This is a genomic window from Bacillus sp. MAG717A (genome assembly GCF_036884855.1).
In the GTDB taxonomy this organism is placed as follows: domain Bacteria; phylum Bacillota; class Bacilli; order Bacillales; family Bacillaceae; genus Bacillus; species Bacillus safensis.
In genome coordinates this window covers 3,234,738-3,254,959 of the sequence record NZ_CP145733.1, presented here as the reverse complement: position 1 = coordinate 3,254,959, position 20,222 = coordinate 3,234,738, and the positions used below count along the sequence as shown (strand labels likewise).

General features: G+C 42.7%; 12 protein-coding genes. 1 reads left to right on the top strand and 11 read right to left on the bottom strand.

Features of this window, described 5'->3' with window-relative positions; translation table 11 throughout:
• Positions 1–20: 20 nt before the first annotated feature.
• The 9 genes from V6Z54_RS16900 to V6Z54_RS16860 form a co-directional block, all read right to left on the bottom strand.
• Positions 21–581 carry a CatB-related O-acetyltransferase gene (locus tag V6Z54_RS16900; RefSeq protein ID WP_041085605.1) on the bottom strand — a complete coding sequence of 187 codons (561 nt, stop codon included), beginning with the start codon at positions 579–581 and terminating at the stop codon, positions 21–23.
• A 64-nt stretch (positions 582–645) separates the two neighbouring features.
• A complete protein-coding gene (locus V6Z54_RS16895) occupies positions 646–2,013 on the bottom strand; it encodes an MATE family efflux transporter (protein WP_338527513.1) in 1,368 nt (455 codons plus the stop codon).
• A gap of 25 nt (positions 2,014–2,038) precedes the next feature.
• Complete coding sequence (gene dacB / locus V6Z54_RS16890) at positions 2,039–3,523, bottom strand: D-alanyl-D-alanine carboxypeptidase/D-alanyl-D-alanine-endopeptidase (protein WP_073979183.1); 1,485 nt, start codon at positions 3,521–3,523, stop codon at positions 2,039–2,041.
• A gap of 126 nt (positions 3,524–3,649) precedes the next feature.
• On the bottom strand, positions 3,650–4,624 hold the full coding sequence (locus V6Z54_RS16885; protein ID WP_041085612.1) for a pectinesterase family protein: 975 nt from the start codon (positions 4,622–4,624) through the stop codon (positions 3,650–3,652).
• A gap of 88 nt (positions 4,625–4,712) precedes the next feature.
• Entirely contained in the window at positions 4,713–5,414 is a 702-nt protein-coding gene (locus V6Z54_RS16880) for a DUF421 domain-containing protein (protein WP_041085614.1), read from the bottom strand.
• A gap of 66 nt (positions 5,415–5,480) precedes the next feature.
• A complete protein-coding gene (nirD, locus tag V6Z54_RS16875; protein ID WP_041085616.1) occupies positions 5,481–5,804 on the bottom strand; it encodes a nitrite reductase small subunit NirD in 324 nt (107 codons plus the stop codon).
• Positions 5,805–5,827: 23 nt separating this feature from the next.
• Positions 5,828–8,239, bottom strand: a complete 2,412-nt coding sequence (gene nirB / locus V6Z54_RS16870) for a nitrite reductase large subunit NirB (RefSeq protein WP_269103416.1) — start codon at positions 8,237–8,239, stop codon at positions 5,828–5,830.
• A 69-nt stretch (positions 8,240–8,308) separates the two neighbouring features.
• On the bottom strand, positions 8,309–10,468 hold the full coding sequence (locus tag V6Z54_RS16865; protein ID WP_073979186.1) for a molybdopterin oxidoreductase family protein: 2,160 nt from the start codon (positions 10,466–10,468) through the stop codon (positions 8,309–8,311).
• Complete coding sequence (locus V6Z54_RS16860) at positions 10,465–12,714, bottom strand: FAD-dependent oxidoreductase (RefSeq protein WP_338527512.1); 2,250 nt, start codon at positions 12,712–12,714, stop codon at positions 10,465–10,467. Before V6Z54_RS16860 ends, V6Z54_RS16865 begins: the two co-directional genes overlap by 4 nt.
• A 170-nt stretch (positions 12,715–12,884) precedes the next feature.
• Here V6Z54_RS16860 and V6Z54_RS16855 point away from each other — a divergent pair, with 170 nt between their 5' ends.
• Positions 12,885–14,087 (top strand): nitrate/nitrite transporter, encoded by a 1,203-nt coding sequence (locus V6Z54_RS16855; protein WP_075611505.1) that lies wholly within the window; start codon positions 12,885–12,887, stop codon positions 14,085–14,087.
• Between the two features lie 60 nt (positions 14,088–14,147).
• Here V6Z54_RS16855 and gltD read toward each other — a convergent pair whose 3' ends face one another.
• Positions 14,148–15,632 carry a glutamate synthase small subunit gene (gene gltD / locus V6Z54_RS16850; RefSeq protein WP_039179183.1) on the bottom strand — a complete coding sequence of 495 codons (1,485 nt, stop codon included), beginning with the start codon at positions 15,630–15,632 and terminating at the stop codon, positions 14,148–14,150.
• 16 nt (positions 15,633–15,648) lie between these two features.
• Positions 15,649–20,220, bottom strand: a complete 4,572-nt coding sequence (gene gltB, locus V6Z54_RS16845) for a glutamate synthase large subunit (protein WP_338527511.1) — start codon at positions 20,218–20,220, stop codon at positions 15,649–15,651.
• Between the last annotated feature and the right edge of the window lie 2 nt (positions 20,221–20,222).

Below are 20,222 nucleotides of genomic sequence, written 5' to 3'. Positions count from 1 at the left end.
ACGAAAAAAGAAAGGCTTTCTCAGCCTTTCTTTTTTATATCTTCTATTAAAGTTATACAACGTTCAATATCATGAGACTGCAAAAGGTGAAAAATAGATTGGATGATTGAAAACTCTAAATTCCACCATTCTAATAACTGCAGTTTTTTGATTATTTCGGATGAAAATCGATATTTCATGAGCTGCTGGGGATTTCCTGCGGCTATTGCATATGGAGGCACATCTTTTGTGATCACACTATTTGCTCCGATCACGGCCCCGTTGCCTATACATACTCCGGACATAATCGTCGCACCATATCCAATCCATACGTCATGTCCAATATGAACATCCCCCTTCGATTTTGGGTGTCCTTTAATATGTGCAGCTTCTTTGAAAATTTGATTAAATGGATACGTTGTGACCCAATCTGTACGGTGTTCCCCGCCTAGAAAAATTTTCACTTCGTTCGCGATGGAACAAAACTTCCCAATATGTAATGTCGTCCCTTCCCCCCATGTCAACACTTGGAAATCTGGTCCGGCATAAGAAAAGTCACCAATATTGTGCGAGCTTAGTTCACTTCTTTGATTCAAAAACATAGAAGATCCGGCCTCCTTAAAAGTGATAGATCTTCGTATGTATATGCTGCTTTACACCTTTACATTATGATTGAACAAGCGATACAATTTGTTTTTTCTTCCATACGAGCTGATAGTAGCTGTATTGGAGGAGTAAGTTAACAAAAAACGCAGCAGGGTAGCCAATCCATATTCCTTTAATGCCAAGGGATGTATAGTGTGATAGCACATAAGCGACTGGTACTTCTACAAGCCAAATTGAACAAATACTAAAGATCGTTGGCCAAAGAACTGTCCCACTTGCTCTCATTGTGGCTGCAACAATTTGGGCCGTTCCAAAAATGAGATAGCTCCATAGTGTAATGACGACCAAACTATATGCAATGTCTATCGTCTTAGGATCTGTTAAAAAGATAGATAAAATCTGCGGTGCAAAAATATAAACGAAAATAATGATACATCCGCCTATGGCGAAGTTAAGTCCTAACCCAATTTTAATGACATCTTTCAGTCGATTCATATTTCCTGCACCAATGAATTGTGCTGCAAAGATTGAGACCGCAATGCCAATACTCACTGCCGGCATCTGCACATAACTCACGACTTGATTGACAACACCATAGGCAGCTGTCGCCTGCGATCCATAATCGTTGACGAAAGAAATAACGGCAATTTCTGATAAAGAAATAAGGATCATATTAATGCTTGATGGGATACTGAGCTTTAATAACGTTTTTAATAGATCCCCTTTCATCAATAAATGCTTTCTCACCGATGCATCAATACGAAGCGGATGCTTTGTCTTATATAAGTAGATATGTAGAATGATAAACGTCACAATTGTTGAAATCACAGAAGCATACGCAGCGCCATATAAGCCGAACGCCGGCAGTCCCAGCCAGCCAAATAATAAAATTGGCAGCATCAGAATATTCGTTGCCGTACTAATCATTAAGAAATAAAAAGGTGTTTTCGAATCCCCTGTTCCCCGCAAGAATGTTGTATAAACAAAATAAAGAAATAAGATCGGCATTGAGATAAATAAAATTCTGGCATAAGCCGCACTTTCCTCCACGATATTAGCAGGTGTTCCCATGAGGTTTAAGATGTCTGTTGCGAAAAAACCTCCAATGATCGCTAAAGATACGCCGATCAAAAAAGTGAATGAAAGCGTTGTACCAATGATTTCTTTTAATTTCTGTTCATTTTTTGCTCCATAGGCCTGTCCAATAAGGATCGAGCTTCCTGATCCAATTCCAATGGAAAAAGAAACGAGTAAAAAGAAAAGCGGAAAGAATGCAGAAATGGCAGCTACTGCATCCTCTCCAATCCATCTTCCGACAAGAACAATCGACACTAATTGTCCGATCGATTGCAAAATATTGCTTAGCAAAAGCGGGATGAGAAAAATGGACATGGATTTTACTAAAGATTGATTATTATCTAACGTCATGATGGTTCTCCTTCTCTCTCTAAATCTAAAGATTCTCAGCTAATATGCTGACAATACGGTCTTCTATCTCTTTCCCTTTTTCGTCATCAATAAGGTGATTTAACAAGATGGAAAAAGCGAGCGTTTTTCCGCCCTGCGTGTCAATATATCCAGATAGTGTGCTGACCGTTGTTAACGACCCTGTTTTTGCACGTACTTTTTCTAGTGTAGCTGGTTCTTTCAATCTGTTCCTTAACGTGCCCCCCACCATTCGTTCACTTACCCCTGCTAAAGGGAGCGCATGTTCATAGGTTTTAAACCATCTTTCCTTTTGAATGTTTGTCAAAAATAAAGTGAACTGGTTAGCAGAGACAAGGTTAATAGGTGATATCCCTGATCCGTCACGCAAAACTGTAAGCGAAGGATCGATGCCAAACGCAGGAAGCCGTTCATTCATGACGTCCAGCCCAGCTTCAAAGCTCCCTTTGTTCTTCACTTTTTTACCTAGTTCCTTTAGCAAAATTTCTGCATGTGTATTGTTGCTTAATTTCATCATAGGAACGAGCAGCTCTGATAATGGCATCGATGTATGGGAGGCGATTTTTTTGGCTTTTTTAGGAACTTGTTTTGCTTTCAGCGATCCTTTTACTTGAATCCCTTCCGCCTTTAACGCTCGTTTCATTAAGTCTAAAGCATAGGCGGCCGGATCCGATAAAGCTACCCATTGTTTAGATGAGCTTGCTTTAACCGGAATGGTTCCAGTCAACGTAATCTTGTTAGTTCCGTGAGAGCGCTTAAAAGAAATTTTCTTATTTTCGCCTTCTGGAACTGTTTTTACTTGATTGATGACTTGAGCGACATCCGTCTTCGGTATCATCTCATATGCGGCTTTCTGTCCTACTTTTTTCCCTGGTTTTACTTCGAGAATCACGGTCCCTGCATCATAATCTTGATTCGGTGAAGCCGTGAGAGCAGAAATTTGTGCACCGTAATATTGATCCTCATCACTCCAAGGAAGATCAATGGAGTATCTCGTGTCATCAAACCAAGTGTCATCAGCCGCAAGCTGTCCGCGAATGGTATGTATTCCGGCCTTTTTGACTTGTTTGGCAAGTGCCGCAAAATCCTCCTCTAATAAAGTCGGATCGCCGGTGCCACGAAGATAAAGGCTGCCATGTAGCGTTTTCTTTTGAATGGAACCATCCATCCAGATGTCTGTAGGGAATGTGTGTGTTTCTCCAAGTATATCAAGTGCGATGGCTGATGTGAGCAGTTTCATATTAGAAGCAGGAGTAAGACGAATATCGGCTTGATGTTCATAAAGAAGAGAGGTGTCAGAAGTATCGCGGACGCTGATGCCAGAGATCGCGCCCTCTAAATCGGGTGCTGTTCGTATGAATTCGTCTAAAGCGGTCATCCAAGCCAGTGAATCGTCACGAGCTGTGAGCTGTTCATCTTTCGCTGAAAAAGGAATAAATAAAATCGACAGGATACATATTTGTAAAAACATGAGCTTTGATAAACGCTTCACGCAATTCCTCCTTTTTGTTGCAGCAAATTTTAGAAGAATATGTTCATTATACACAAAAGAACGTTTGTTCTCAAAGGTTTTTTAAACAGAAAAGTCAGCTTTCTTTGACGAAAACTGACAAGCCCTTTACCTCTTTTCTGGATTCCAGCCATCGGCTCCGCCAAGAACTGCTTGAACCGTGATCTGACTTGCTTCGTTATTGGTTAAAATAGTTGACCATTTTACGCGGTTTGCTGGACTGCTCCCCGCTCCTGTCGATCCAAATTCTTTATACCTGGCCGTTCTTTCATTGTCACGGTTATCCCAGTTATGCCATCCCACTGCTTTTATATGGTCATCCATTTTTGTATGAAGGAATGTCACAGCCGAATAAGGTCTCCACGGACGTCCTAAATAAACCGATTGCGCAGCTGCCGCTCCCTTTTTCAACGTAGAATCTATGAATACGTAGCCGTACCTTTGCGCTTCTGTTGTGGATGCTGCAGTAATATACCCATTTCCAAGACTTTTTATTTCAGCTCTTTTAAACACAGCGGTGGCTGATCCAAAAATAAAATCGACCGTGCCCTCGATATAGCAGTTTTCATAATATTGCCGCCCTGTGCCTGTTGCATAAAGTGTATCTTGATAACCTAACACACGTATTTGTTTGAACACAGCCCGGTCGCCAGACACATACAGCGCCACAGCCTGACCAGCATGTCTTCCAGCTGTATTTTGGAAGGTAATATTTTCTGCATAAAAATCGTTTGCACGAATCATTGTGCTTGAGCTATTTGTTGTACTGCCACTGCTTGCATTTGTATCATCATACGTAAGGATCGTCTTGTGCTGGTTTTCGCCTATAAAGGATACGTGTGGCTTATTTTGCGGAAGTAAAATTTTTTCTTTATATACGCCATTTTTAATATAGATCGTTGCCGGTTGTTGATTGTTTGCTGGAATCGCATCAATGGCAGACTGAACGGTGCGATATGACCCGCTTCCCTTTTGATCAACGACAAGGACGCGGTTATGCCCGGCTTCTGCTGCTTGAAGTGAAGGGGGGTCAAAAAGAAATAAAGACAAGACCATGACAATCCATACGTTTCTATATTTCATCACATATCTCCTCCTCTTTTTGTGAACGTTTTCATCAAACGTTCTTTTTGATCCTATTCCATACACGCATAAAAAAACACCCACGTTTTTATGTTGTGGATGTTTTTTTAGACTTTTCATATTGCATCGCATAAATCCCTTCATCTTCAATCCATTCACAAAATAGAACGTCTCGATAAGAGGAAATATGCTGCTTTTTTAATTGCTTATTCAGCCAGGATTCATCAAAGCCGGCTTCTTGTAAATCATCTTTTAAAATTTCGCCGTCAATAATAAACGTTCTAGGCAATTTGACTTCTTTTTCCTTCACGTTCACATCTTCTGCTGTGGCTGGTGCGTATTTCATTTTCGGAAGAACACTGACAGAGCCGTCAGTTTCCAAAATGGCATATTCAATTTCATTCAGGGCAAAATGGCCTTTTGCCCGAACCAGTGTCTGCAGCTGATTGATATCAAGCATATTCTTCTTCAACCGGTTGTAGTGAATCTTCCCCTTATCAATCACAAGCGTAGGTCTTCCTTCTAAAAACGCACGAATGGATTTAAAGCGCTGTGAAAGCCATTCAACTGTATAAATGAGAACGCCCCATACCGCAACAGCAAATAAAATGTGCTGAATCCTGACTTCCGGATCAAAAATGGCGTTTCCGACCATTTCACCTAAAATCAGTGCAGAAATAAAATCAAACGGCGTGATTTGTGCAAATTGTGTTTTCCCTAATAATTTTGTAATAAAAAATAAAGCAAAAAATCCGATTAAAAGTTCAATTAAAATATTAACGAACGGCACAAAGATTCCTTCCTTTCATGCTGCATTTATATACAGCATATACATGTAAGGAAGGTTCTAAACCATTTATGAAGGCAATAAAATAAACACATTGTCCCCTTCAACTAATGTTTCAAAAGTTTTAACGCATCCGTGATCTGGCGCTTGAACGTTTCCTGACGAAAGATCAATCTTCCAATCATGCATTGGACAGAAAACATGGTTCCCGCTGACCATCCCTTCAGCTAAAACGCCGCCTTTATGAGGACAGCGATTTTCAATGGCTTTGAACTGCTTATTAGAGGTTTGAAAAACAGCTAATTCAAGTGTACCGGCGTCAACTGTTTTCCCTAGCTGGAGCGGAAAATCTGATAGGGTGCCAATGTGAACTTTAACAACCGAAACTGTCATATGATCTCATCCCTTCAATTAGTTTATACGGAAGCCGTCGCTTTTTGAAATAATTGTCTCGTGTCTTTTTGACTCTCACGAAGTTCCTGCCAAGGCTCTTCATATGTTGAAAGTGCAATGTCCAATCTTTTGATTAAGGCTGCTCGTTTTTTATCATCTAGGAGCACTGATTGAATGTGATCTAACCCAAGTCGTTCAACCCAAGCAGAGGTTCTTTCTAAATAATTTGCTGTTTCTCTGTAATATTGCAGGTATGCTGCAGCCATTTGCTCTACTTCTTCTGCTGTACTGACCTTCATTAATAAATCTCCAGCCCGCAGGTGTGTGCCGCCATTTCCGCCGGCGTACAATTCAAAACCTCCATCAATTCCCACAATGCCGAGGTCTTTAATTCCAGACTCTGCACAGTTTCTAGGACAAGCAGAGACGGCCATTTTTACTTTATGTGGTGTCGCAAGACCTTCAAATTTCTTTTCAAGTGCAATTCCAAGAGCCATGGAGTCTTGCGTGCCGAACCTGCAAAATTGTTCTCCAACACATGTTTTGACCGTTCTTAAAGATTTTCCATATGCATAACCCGATGGCATATCCAAATCCGCCCACACTTTAGGTAAATCTTCTTTTTTGACTCCTAGAAGGTCGATACGCTGACCGCCAGTCATTTTCACAAGCGGTATTTCATATTTGTCGACGACATCGGCAATTTTTCTCAGGTCATTTGCATTGGTAACGCCGCCGTACATTCGCGGAACAACCGAATAGGTGCCATCGTTTTGAATATTGGCATGCATGCGTTCATTTACAAAGCGTGAGCTCTTTTCATCTTTGTACTCAAGTGGATGAAGCATGCCTAAATAATAATTCAGTGCAGGGCGGCATTTTGAACAGCCTTCCTCTGTCTCCCAGTCAAGTACATTCATCACTTCTTTGACATGCTGCAAGCCTTTTTCTTTGATTTCATGAATGACTTCATCTCGTGAAAGAGTGGTGCAGGCGCAGATGGTTTCTTTTTGTGCTGTTCGGTTTGCATCCTCACCTAGCGTATGCCAAAGAATCTCTTCGACAACGGGCTGACAGCCTCCGCATGATCGTGAGGCACTTGTACATTGCTTGACTTCCTGAAACGTTGTTAAGCCTTCTTTCTGAATGGCTTCCACAATCTGCCCCTTTGATACGCCATTACAGCCGCAAACGATATGGTCGTTTGCCATGCTGTCAATCGTGCTTTCTTTCGCCGGATCATTCGAGGTTAAGACAGATACCTTCTCCATATCCGACATATCTACTCCTTCTTTAATGTACGAAAATAAACGAGGTCCGTCGCTTGTTTCTCCAAACATGACAGCGCCTACTAATCTGTTTTGCTGGAAGACGAGTTTTTGATAGATGTCTTTTTGTTCGTCAAAAATCTTAATCGCTTTTTTCTCATCGTTTTCAATAAAGTCACCAGCTGAAAATACATCAACTCCTGATACTTTCAGCTGTGTTGACAGAACAGAGCCTTCATATGGAGCGGGGTTTAAGCCGCATACATGCTTGGCAAGTACATTTGCTTGATCGTATAAAGGAGCAACTAATCCGTACGTTTGTCCCCTGTGTTCCACACATTCTCCGACGGCATAAATGCCCGGTACACTTGTTTCCATAAAATCATTGACGATAATCCCACGGTTCACTTCAAGCCCGCTAATTTCTGCAAGCATTTTACTTGGTTTAATTCCCACCGCCATGACGACTAGGTCTGCCTCAAGTGTAGTGCCGTCTGAAAATGATAAACCTTCTACTCTTGTATCTCCTAAAATCTCATTTGTCTGTTTTCCTAACAGGAATTTCATACCCTGTTCTTCTAATGCTTTTTGAAGAAGCTGGCCTGCAATAGGGTCTAGCTGGCGTTCCATTAAATGAGAGCCGAGGTGAATCACATTTACTTCCATGCCTAAGTTTAATAGACCGCGTGCTGCTTCCAGCCCAAGAAGTCCGCCTCCGACGACTGCTGCTTTTTTGTACATAGTAGAGGCATTGACCATTTCCTCAGTGTCTTGCAATGTACGAAAAGCTGTCACGCCTTTTTTGTCACTCCCTGGAATTGGCAGGATAAATGGAAGTGACCCTGTTGCTAAAATCAATCGGTCATAATGCACGATCCGTCCTTGATCACTGGTGACTGTTCGGTTCTCTGTATCGATCTTCACAATGGTCTCGTTTATAAACAGCTGAATATCATGCTTTTGATACCAGTTCCAATCGTTTAACGTAATATCTTCGACCTTGGTATCCCCTTGAAGCACTTTCGATAAAAGAATTCGGTTATAGTTAGGATACGGTTCAGTCCCAAATACCGTCATGTCGAATCGTTCGCCATCTGTTTTTAAAATGTTTTCAAGGCTTCGAATGCCGGCCATACCGTTCCCCACTAATACGAGTTTTTCTTTCATGAAAAAACACCCCTCATGTGATCATTTTTTAGAAAGTACCATAATCTAAACATAGATGGAAAATACATGTTAAAATTTCTCACATAGTTTTTCATTCACGTAGGCTGACAGCTGTACAGGACAATATTTAAAGCCTGGCATTTTACTGTGCGGATCTAGTTGATCATCGATTAATTGATTAATTGATTGATGTTTGCTCCAGTGAAATGGAACAAACACGGTATCTTTTCGAATGGTGTCTGATATGCGGCATCTGACGATGGCACTTCCTCTTATTGACTTGATGGTCACGAGCTCCCCGTGCTGAAGTCCATACGTTTTCGCTGTGTCAGGATGAAGCTCTGCATATGCTTCAAACTGTCTGGCAACAAGAGAGGTGCTCCTTCTTGTTTGAACGCCTGTTTGGTAATGAGCCATTACCCTGCCGGTCGTTAAATAAAGAGGGTATTCTTGACTGACGGGTTCCTTTGCAGCTTTTTTTCCGTGTGTGACGACGGCAAACTTCGCTAAACTGTCAGAATGTGAGAATGCATGTTCAAATAATCTTTCAGTTCCCGGGTCTTCTAAATGAGTACAAGGCCACCTTATGCCTTGTTCCTTCCTTAGCCTTTCATAGGTTATGCCTGAATAATCAGCCTTTGCACCTTTCGTTACGGCTCTTAATTCCTCAAATATCTCTTCTGCGGATGAAAAGGTAAAATGGCTTCCTTTGCCTAATACAGCTGCTATTTCACAAATGATTTGCCAATCGTGTTTTCTTTGGTATTTAAGTGGATATGTTGCTTCTCTAAGCGTAACGCGCCCCTCTACGTTTGTCACGGTACCTTCATCCTCTAAATATGACGAAGCAGGTAAAATTACATCTGCCATTGCAGCTGTCTCAGACATAAATAAATCTACGGCAACAAAAAAGGACAAGTTCTTGATGGCTTGCTGAATCAAGTGCGCGTTCGGCCCTGACTGGACAGGATTTGAGCACATTAAAAAGAGTGCTTTGATCTCACCTGCCTGCATTTTTTCAAACATCTCAAAAGCAGACACGCCCTTTCCTGGGAGTTCTTTTTCATCAATGTTCCATCGTTCAGCCATTTCTTTTCTGTGAGCAGGGTTTGAGATATCTCGATATCCTGGGAGCTGATCTGCTTTTTGCCCATGCTCTCTTGCTCCCTGGCCATTTCCCTGGCCGGTTATTGCGCCATAGCCGCATCCGAAGCGGCCGATCTTCCCAGTAACAAGCAGAATATTCAGGAAATTACGCACAGAGGCTGTTCCGTCTATTTGCTGCTCAATGCCTCTTGCTGTAAAAATCATACCTGTCTTTTCTTGCGCGAATTTCCTTGCTATTTTCTGCATCACATCAATCGTCACGCCAGTTTGCTCAGCAATGTCTGGCAGGGAGATGTGGGAGATGTGCTCCTTTAATTCTTGGAAACCTGACGTTCGTTGATGAATAAAAGATTCATCGATTAAATGTTCATACAGCATGATGTGCAATATGCCGTTTGCCAGTGCAGCATCTGACCCTGGTTTTAGGCTGACGTGTAAATCGGCTAATTGGGCTGTCGGTGTTTTGCGCGGATCAATGACGATGAGAAATGTCCCGTTTTTTTTCGCCTCTTCGATGTAGGGCAGGAAGGTTGGCTGACATTCCGCTATATTCGTTCCGACCAATATCAGCACTCGTGCATGCTTGATGTCGCTTAGAGGAAAGGTCAGACCACGGTCAAGTCCGAATGTTTGATTTGCGGCAGTTGCTGCCGAAGACATACATAGTCTGCCGTTATAATCGATGTATTTCGTTTTCAGCGCCACTCTTGCAAATTTCCCGAGTAAGTATGCTTCCTCATTTGTAATTGATGCGCTTCCGTACACACTGATCACATCATGGCCATGCGACAGCTGAAGGGATCTTATGTTTGCTTTGATTTCTTCGAGTGCCTCCTGCCATGTCGCTTTTACAAATTGTCCGTTTCTTTTGATCAGCGGGTGATTCAGGCGATCTTTATGAAGTGCGTGCTGGTGTGCATGCTGTCCTTTCATACAAAGCCTGCCGTGCGTTGTTGGATTGTGTACGCCAATCGTTTGATAGCGTGTTCGCCCTTCCACATGCTGCTCAATTAACTGCATTTTGCACTGCATACTGCAAAAAGGACATTGGGATGAAAACACTCGCTTTTGTTCTTCTTGCTTTGATTTTTGCTGGGCATATTGTAAAAAAGATTGACTCATACCTTCACATCCTTTTGTCTTACATTTCCTTGACTGCTTTGGTCAAATTGCGCACAGAGCACGTCTCTTCTTTCCTCATCAAGTAATTTTTCTCGAATAGAAATGTTTCCATTTCTGGAAAGCCAATCGCCAATGGATTCTTGAAAGTAAGCATTTTTTCTATACTCTTCAAGCAGCGCTTTAAAAAAAGGAATAAGTTCACTTGAATGAGGCAAGGTGTAAAAAAGCTGGCCTCCTATATAAATATTCCATTCACCCAGCTGTTTCTTCAGACAGATGTCATCAATTAGGGCAAGTTTACATGAGCAGGAAGCGCCGATGATATGAATGGAGGTGACTGCTGGTAAAAGTGTATCTTCTACTTGTCTTTCCAGCTCCATCACAAGTGACGTGACAGCTGGATCGTTGCAGTCACATGAAAGGATATGAGATAGTCTTCTTTTCTCATTAGGCATAATTGGCCAATGGTTTTTGACGATTTGTGCCGCCTGTTTTGACACACCGGTGAGCCGTATTCGTTTATACTTTGTCAGTTCTGCCTGCTCAATCAGTCTGTTCTCTAACAAAGACGTAATGATCTTCAAAAAATCCAGATCAAGCCGGCCTCCATATAATTGTGGAATCAACATGTCTTCCTGATCAGCAGTGCTGATTTTTTCCACCGATCCTTGAAATTGCTCGAGATAGTATTGAATGGCCGGTCGGCAGATGCCGCAGCCGTGATTTGTTTTCCATTGAAAATGTCTTCTTATTTCTTCAGCATTCACCGGCTGCTGCTTTTTAATAAACGAAAAAATGGTCTGCTCATCTACTTCTGTACATGGACAAAGAAAGACATGCGATTCCGTTTGTTCATGTGATGATAACTGGCAGCAAGCACGTACGAGTTCTTGACAGCCGCCGCACCCGGTTGCTGCCCCTGTCTGTTTTTTCACTTCTTCTAAATTTGTCAGCTCATGGATCGATATGCTATTTAAGATGGCCCCTTTTGTAACGTTTTGACATTGGCAGACGAGGTCTTCCATTTTTAATGAATCTAGTGGGGATGGCTGCTTTTCATGAAGGGATTTCATGACCACACTTTTATCACGTCCCACTTTCACATCTTGCAAAAGCTGATCGGCATTCTCCAGCTCTCCGACGAATAAAATACCTGCCAGCGCCTCACGTTCAAAGACGAATTTTTTATACACTTCTTGCTCTTCATCTAAATAAGTCACAGCTGACGTAAATGGGGAATGATGTTCAATACATCCAGCAGAATAAATCGGCATGTCAGGGACTTTTAATTTTGTTGAGTAAATGGGCTGAGGTGTATGTGTGATTTTTTTTCCTAAAAGATGCTTAGCGAGCACACATGCTTGTTCATAAATGGGCTGAACAAGACCGTGCACCATCCCTTTGTGCTCTGCACATTCTCCAATCGCATAAATATTCGGGATATTTGTCTCCATCACGTCATTGACGACAATGGCTTTTCTCGTGTGTATGCCATGATTCTCTGCAAGCTGTATATTCGGACGGATACCTGTTGTAAAAACAACAAGATCAGCATCGACGATGTCGCCATTTTTCAATAGAACCCCTTCTACTCTTTCGTCTCCTAAGCATGCAATGGTATGGGCATTTGTTTTCACCTGAATGCCTTTTCGCATGAATTGTCGAAGTAATAATCCGGCAGCTGTTTCATCTAATTGGCGCTGCATGAGCCGCTCCATATGATGAATGATGGTGGTTTCCAGCCCCGCAATTTGCAGACCAGCTGCCACCTCCACACCAAGCACGCCGCCTCCGATCACTGCAGCTCGTTGATATCGCATTGCATCCGCACAAATGGCCTCATAATCATCAATTGTACGAAAAGCGTAAATCCCTTTTTTGGACACCCCCTGAATAGGAAGAAAATTCGGCGATGAACCTGTTGCGATGATGAGCTTGTCATAGGGGATTTCCCGGCGCGCATCTGTCATGACACACTTTCGATTTGTATCGATATGTACAACTGATTCTCCTTTGTACAATGTGATGTCATGCGCGGTGTACCATTCTTTTTCCTTTAGTTGAATTCCATCTAACGATTCCTTTTTTTGTAAAATTGATGAAAGTTTTATTCGATTGTAGGCAGAGTGCTTCTCTTTTCCAATGACTGTTATGGCATCGTGTTCTGGCTGCTTTTGAATGACCTCTTCGATACATTTCATACTCGCCATGCCGTTTCCAATAAACACAAGTTTGCGTTTTGCCATCTGAAATCAACCTTTCTAAGCCTCTTGCTCCAACACATTGTATGGATTGATTATGGCACACACTTGTAAAAAAGTGTTTATTCATGTCAATTTTTCTCACATAATACTTTCATTAAATAAGTGAACTCGCTATCTTTAAGTCAGAAAATTCAAAATGCAGGAGGCGTTTTATGAAACTCTCAGAACTAAAATCAAGTGGTCATCCTAAGACATTGTTTGGTTCCTTTTTATATTTCGATGTGAGCTTTATGATCTGGGTTTTGTTAGGGGCGCTGGGTGCTTTTATTGCGCAAGATTTTACTTTATCCACTGTAGAGAAAGGCATGATTGTTGCCATTCCGATTCTATCTGGTTCTTTTTTTCGGATTGTGCTTGGTTTATTCACCGATCGAATAGGACCTAAAAAGACAGCAGTAATGGGAATGCTTTTAACGACCATTCCGCTCATTTGGGGGTTTGTCGCTGGTACAACCCTTTCGGAGCTCATACTGATTGGGATTTTGCTTGGAGTAGCAGGAGCAAGTTTTGCTGTTGCTTTGCCAATGGCAAGCCGCTGGTATCCTCCTCACTTACAAGGAGTAGCTATGGGGATTGCAGGCGCCGGGAATAGTGGAACACTGATATCCACATTATTTGGTCCAAGGCTTGCGGAGATTTACGGGTGGCATGCCGTAATGGGGCTCGCTCTGATCCCGTTAAGTCTTGTCTTTTTGTTTTTTATTTTCACTGCAAAAGATGCACCAAATCAGCCCGCTCCTCAGCCGATTCGGTCGTACTTTTCAGTATTTCAAGTGAAATCGACATGGTTTTTCTGTCTGCTTTATGCGATCACATTCGGAGGATTTGTTGGGCTTTCCAGTTTCCTCAGTATTTTCTTTGTGGATCAATATGGGGTTTCGAAAATTCACGCTGGTGATTTTGTGACCCTTTGTGTGGCGGCAGGCAGCTTCTTTCGGCCTGTTGGCGGTCTCATTGCCGATAAAATAGGTGGAATGAAAGTGCTGCTTGGATTATTCGGAATCATCGGCATCTGCTTAGGAGGAGTGAGCAGTCTTCCAGCTTTACCAGTGGTCATTGCGCTTTTATTTGCCGGGATGATGTGTCTTGGGATGGGGAATGGCGCTGTTTTTCAGCTGGTGCCTCAAGTATTTCATAAAGAAATTGGGATTGTGACCGGAATTGTTGGGGCTGCTGGAGGCATTGGCGGATTCTTTTTACCTAATATTCTAGGCAGTTTAAAAGAATTGACTGGCTCGTATACGTTTGGCTTTTTGACCATTTCCCTTTTTGTTCTAGTTGTCTTTCTCTGTTTAGTTGTATCGCAGCTTAAACGTAAAAAAGTGTTGATCAACCATACCATTTCTGAATCATAAAAAGCCATGACCACACGTTGGTCATGACTTTTCTTTATATTGTAACACCCTTTGTTTGACCTATTTTGGCAGAACCGAACTCCCCATTAAATAACGGTCTACCTCGTGCGCCACTTGTCTGCCTTCATTAATTGCCCAGACAATCAAGCTTTGCCCGCGTCTTGCATCTCCCGCTGCAAATACGCCTTCTACATTTGTTGTATATTCCCCATACTTTGCGTCAATGCGATTGTTTTTGCTGTCCACGCCAAAGTGTTTCACAAGCGGCTGTTCAGTTCCCTCAAAACCAATTGCAATAAAGACGAGCTGAGCAGGCCATACCTTCTCTGTCCCTGGAATCTCATGAAATTCAAACTTACCTTGTTCGTTTTTCACCTTTTCCATTTGAATGGTATGAAGCTCTTTTAATTTCCCATTTTTATCTGCCACAATTTTTGTGGTTTGAATTGAATATTGACGCGGATCTTCTCCGAATTTTGCTTGTGCTTCTTCATAAGCATAATCCAGCGAGAATACATAAGGCTGTTCTGGCCACATGTTATCCCCTACACGTGTATCCGGAAGCTTTGGATGCTTTCCGAATTGAACAACACTTTTTGCTTTTTGGCGAAGTGCAGTTGCGACGCAGTCAGCGCCTGTATCTCCTCCGCCAATCACAATCACATCTTTCCCTTTTGCGTCAATAAAGTTTTTGTCTTTGAATCCTGAATCAAGCATGCTTTTTGTTGCGAGTGTTAAATAATCCATTGCAAGGTGAATGCCTTTTGCTTCCCGGCCTTCGATCAACAGATCACGCTGCTTTTGTGCACCTGTACAAAGGATAACCGCATCAAACTGCTCTTTCAGTTCGTCGGCAGTGATATCCACGCCGATTTCTGTGTTCGTCACAAAGTCAATGCCTTCTTGTCTTAGAAGTTTGACTCTTCGCTCGACCACTTCTTTGTCGAGCTTCATATTCGGAATGCCGTATGTCAGCAGTCCGCCAAGGCGGTCAGAACGCTCGAATACTGTAACAGCGTGTCCTGCTTGGTTTAATTGATCAGCACTTGCAAGTCCTGCTGGTCCTGAGCCGACAATGGCAATTTTCTTCCCTGTACGGCTTGAAGGGATTCTTGGCGTGATCCATCCATTTTCAAAGCCTTTATCAATGATCGTGCGTTCGATATTTTTAATCGAAACAGCTGGATCATTAATAGCGACTGTACATGAACCTTCACAAGGCGCAGGACATACTCTCCCAGTAAACTCAGGGAAATTATTTGTTTTTTGCAGTCTTTCGAGCGCTTCTTTCCATCTTCCGCGATAGACCAGGTCATTCCACTCTGGAATTAAATTGTAGATCGGGCAGCCAGACACGCCGCCCCTGATCTCCATACCAATTTGACAAAACGGTGTTCCGCAATCCATACATCTAGCGCCCTGTTTCTTCAATACGTCATCTGTATAAGGAGCTGAATATTCTTTCCAGTCATTTTGACGAGTGAGAGGGTCACGTTCATTTGGCTTTTCTCTTTTATATTCCATAAAACCTGTTGCTTTGCCCATTGTCCTCTCCCCTTTCTTAATGAGCGAGGGCTGCTTTTTGCCCGTTTGCCGTTTCTTGATTTTTCGGTTTTGTATTTGCTTCAAAGGCAAACATCACCGCTTCTTCATGACTGAGGCCCGCTTGTTTTTGTTCTTCAATGCTTTGAAGCATCATTTTGTAATTTCTCGGAATGACTTTGATGAATTGATCCTTTTCTTGCTCCCAGTTTTCAAGAAGTGCTGCTGCTTTTGAGCTGTTTGTATAATCAAGGTGTTCCTTGATCATTTGCTTCACTTCTTGTTCTTCTTCATGATCTGTGAGCTTTTCAAACATGATCATTTCCATGTTGCACATTCTTTTGAACTGTTTGGCATCCGATGTATGGATGTAAGCCACACCACCAGACATACCTGCACCAAAGTTTTTCCCAACGTCTCCTAAAATGACGACACGTCCGCCAGTCATGTATTCACAGCCGTGATCTCCGATTCCTTCAACAACCACATGTACACCTGAATTACGAACAGCAAATCGTTCACCAGCACGTCCGTTAATATAAGCTTTTCCGCTAGTTGCACCGTAAAATGCGACGTTTCCTACAATGACGTTTTCATGTCCATTTTGTACAAAATGATCAGACGTTTTAACAGCAATTTTGCCTCCTGAGAGTCCTTTGCCGATATAGTCATTTGAATCACCTGTTAAATAGAGAGACATACCTTTTGGCACAAATGCGCCAAAGCTTTGTCCAGCTGAACCAGTGAATCTAAGTGTGATGGTATCCTCTGGCAAGCCCTCTTCCCCGTAGCGCTTAGACACTTCACTGCCAGTGATGGTTCCGGCCACACGGTTGATATTGCGAATGCTCAATGATAGATCAACTGGTGTTTGATGATTTAGCGCCTCTTGTACATAAGGAAGGATTTCATTCATATCCAGCGATTCATCAATTTTATGATTTTGCGGTGTTCTGAATGTCCGCGCTCCTTCTGGCTGATAAAGCAGTGTTTCAAGGTTTAGCTGACCTGCTTTCCAGTGAGCTTTTGCTCGTTCACTGACCGCTAGAACGTCCGTACGTCCGATTAATTCATCCATCGATGTAAACCCGAGTTCCGCTAAGATTTCTCTTACTTCCTCTGCAATAAACATCATGAAGTTCACAATGTGATCAGGGTCACCCATGAATTTTTTGCGGAGCTCTGGATTTTGTGTAGCAACACCGACCGGGCAAGTATCTAAATGACATGCTCTCATCATCACGCAGCCTAGCACGACAAGTGGAGCTGTCGCAAAGCCATACTCTTCTGCTCCTAAAATCGCAGCCATGACAACGTCGCGGCCAGTCATTAACTTTCCGTCCGTTTCAAGAACAACTCTCTCGCGAAGACCGTTTAACACAAGGGTTTGATGCGCCTCTGCCAATCCAAGCTCCCAAGGAAGTCCTGTGTGTTTAATACTCGTTTTCGGTGAAGCTCCTGTACCGCCGTCATAGCCGCTAATGACAATGACGTCTGCAGTTCCTTTTGCTACACCTGCTGCAATCGTGCCAACGCCTGCTTTAGATACAAGCTTGACACTGATGCGTGCATCACGGTTTGCGTTTTTCAAATCATGAATCAGCTGTGCCAAATCCTCGATGGAATAAATATCATGATGCGGCGGTGGTGAAATTAATCCGACACCTGGCGTAGAACCACGTACATCGGCCACCCAAGGATACACTTTATTTCCTGGCAGCTGTCCGCCTTCTCCCGGCTTTGCCCCTTGCGCCATTTTAATTTGCAGTTCATCTGCATTGACTAAGTAATGACTTTTCACACCAAATCGGCCAGAAGCGATTTGTTTAATGGCGCTTCTGCGGTCATCACCATGTTCATCTACTGTAAAGCGGGCAGGATCTTCTCCGCCTTCTCCGCTGTTACTTTTACCGCCAATTCGGTTCATCGCAATTGCAAGTGCCTCATGCGCTTCTTTACTTAAAGATCCAAATGACATGGCACCTGTCTTAAAGCGGCGTACGATGGATTCAGCAGATTCCACCTCTTCCAGACGAACCGGCTTTTGTTTTGGCTGAAATGCAAACAAATTTCGGAGGAAGCCGATTCTTTCTTCATCCGCTGCCTTTGTATATTGTTTAAATAGGTCGTAATCTTCATTGCGGCATGCCCACTGGAGCGTGTGGATCGTCTTTGGATTAAAGGCATGGTGCTCTCCATTTTTTCTCCACTGGAATTCACTGCCTGATTCAAGTGTCTGGTCAGTTGCTCCTTGGTACCCTGCTTCATGACGAAGTTTTGCCTCATGAGCAATGGTGTCAAGATCAATCCCACCAAGCTGAGAAGCTGTTCCTGTGAAATACTCTTGAATGACATCTTCACTAATCCCGACTGCTTCAAATATTTGCGCGCCTCTATAGCTTTGCACAGTGGAAATCCCCACTTTGGACATGACTTTGACGACACCTTCTGTCACGCTTTTACCAAACTTTGTAACAGCTTCATCAAAGCTGATCGAAATCGCTTCGTCTGCAATCAGCTGTTTGTATGTTTCATAGACAAGGTAAGGATGGATCGCATCTGCCCCGTAGCCAATCAGTGCGGCAAAATGATGGACCTCTCTCACCTCTCCAGATTCAACGATCAGACTGACCTTTGTCCGCAGACCTTGACGCACAAGGTGCTGATGTAGTGCACTTAGCGCAAGAAGTGGTGGAATCGGTACTTTTTGTTCTGTCATTTCACGATCTGAAAGGATTAATAAAGAGACGCCTTCTCTAATCGCTTTTTCCGCCTCTTCAAACATCGCATCCAGTCCGCGCTTTAAATCATCGGTGAAAAGTGTATGAATGGTTTTGCTTTTAAAGGCATTATGAACAATCGTTTTCAAGCCGTTAAATTGGCCGCTCGTTAAGACCGGTGTATAAAGTTTAATTCTTCGGCATGAATATTCATTCGGATGTAAAATATCGCCTTCGGCTCCTAACCAAGTCATGGTTGATGTCACTAGCTGCTCACGAATGGCATCAATCGGCGGGTTCGTGACCTGTGCGAACAACTGCTTGAAATAAGAAAACAGAGACTGCGCACGATCTGATAACACAGCAAGCGGTGTGTCACTTCCCATTGAACCAATTGGGTCCTTGCCTTCCTCTAGTAAAGGAATTAAATACTTTTGAATGTCCTCGTACGTATAATGGAACGCACGCTGACGTGTCAACAAATCATCCATTATACTAGAATTTTCTGAATTTTCTTCCGAGCGATTGACGTGAACCATTTCTTCATCGAGCCATTTTTGATAAGGAAGTTCATTCGCAATGGTCGATTTCACTTCTTCGTCAGAAATAATTCGTCCTTCTTCTAAATCAATGAGCAGCATTTTACCAGGCTCAAGACGATCTTTGTACTTAACATCTTCTTCATTTGTGTCAATTACACCAACCTCAGAAGAGAAAATGATATGATCATCATTTGTGACATAGTACCTTGCCGGTCTTAATCCGTTTCGGTCTAAGATGGCCCCGATTTGTTTACCGTCCGTAAAGGAAATCGCTGTTGGTCCATCCCACGGCTCCATGAGAGAACTATGGTATTCATAAAATGCCCGTTTCTCTTTCGACATGTGCGTGTTTTCCGTCCAAGGCTCAGGAATCAGCATCATTGCTGTATGAGCAGGTGTACGGCCTGCAAGCACAAAGAATTCAAAGGCATTGTCTAAAATGGATGAATCACTTCCGTCTGCATTCAGCACTGGCAAAATCTTGTCTAAATCGTCTCCGAAGGCTTCAGATACGAATTGTTGTTCTCTTGCTCTCATCCAATTGATGTTTCCTCTTAATGTGTTGATTTCTCCGTTGTGAATTAAATAGCGGTTTGGATGGGCTCTTTCCCATGTAGGAAATGTATTTGTACTAAATCTTGAATGAACAAGTGAAAATGCAGAAACAAATGTTTCATCCTGTAGATCAAGATAAAAAGCATCGACTTGATCTGATGTTAAAAGCCCCTTGTATACGATGGTTTGACTCGACAGGCTGACAAAATAAAATTGTTTTTCCTCTTTTGTTCCCCAGTTCTCAGCCTGTTTACGGATGACATATAATTTTCTTTCAAATGACAAACGGTCTGTAATGTTGTCGTTTGCTCCGATAAAGACCTGTCTCACAACCGGACAGCTCTTCGCTGCGACAGTACCAATTTTCCCGGCATCGACAGGAACCGTTCTCCAGCCAATTAATGTTTGGCCTTCTTGTTTAATGAACCCGTTGATTTTCTGTTCGATGGCTTGACGCGTTTTTTCGTCATCATCTTTTGAAAAGAAGACCATTCCTACCCCGTAACGGCCCTTTTCTGGAAGTGCAAATTCTTTGCAGTTCTTTCTAAAGAAAGCGTCTGGCAGCTGTACCATTAAACCAGCACCATCACCTGTATACGGATCACTGCCTTGCCCGCCGCGGTGATCAAGCTGGCACAGCATTTGTAATCCCTTTTTGACGATGCTATGTGTCGCCTCCCCTTTTAAATGGGCGTACAGTCCGATTCCACATGCATCATGTTCAAATTCAGGACGGTAGAGACCTTGTGGTTGTGGTAGTTGATTATAAGTCATCG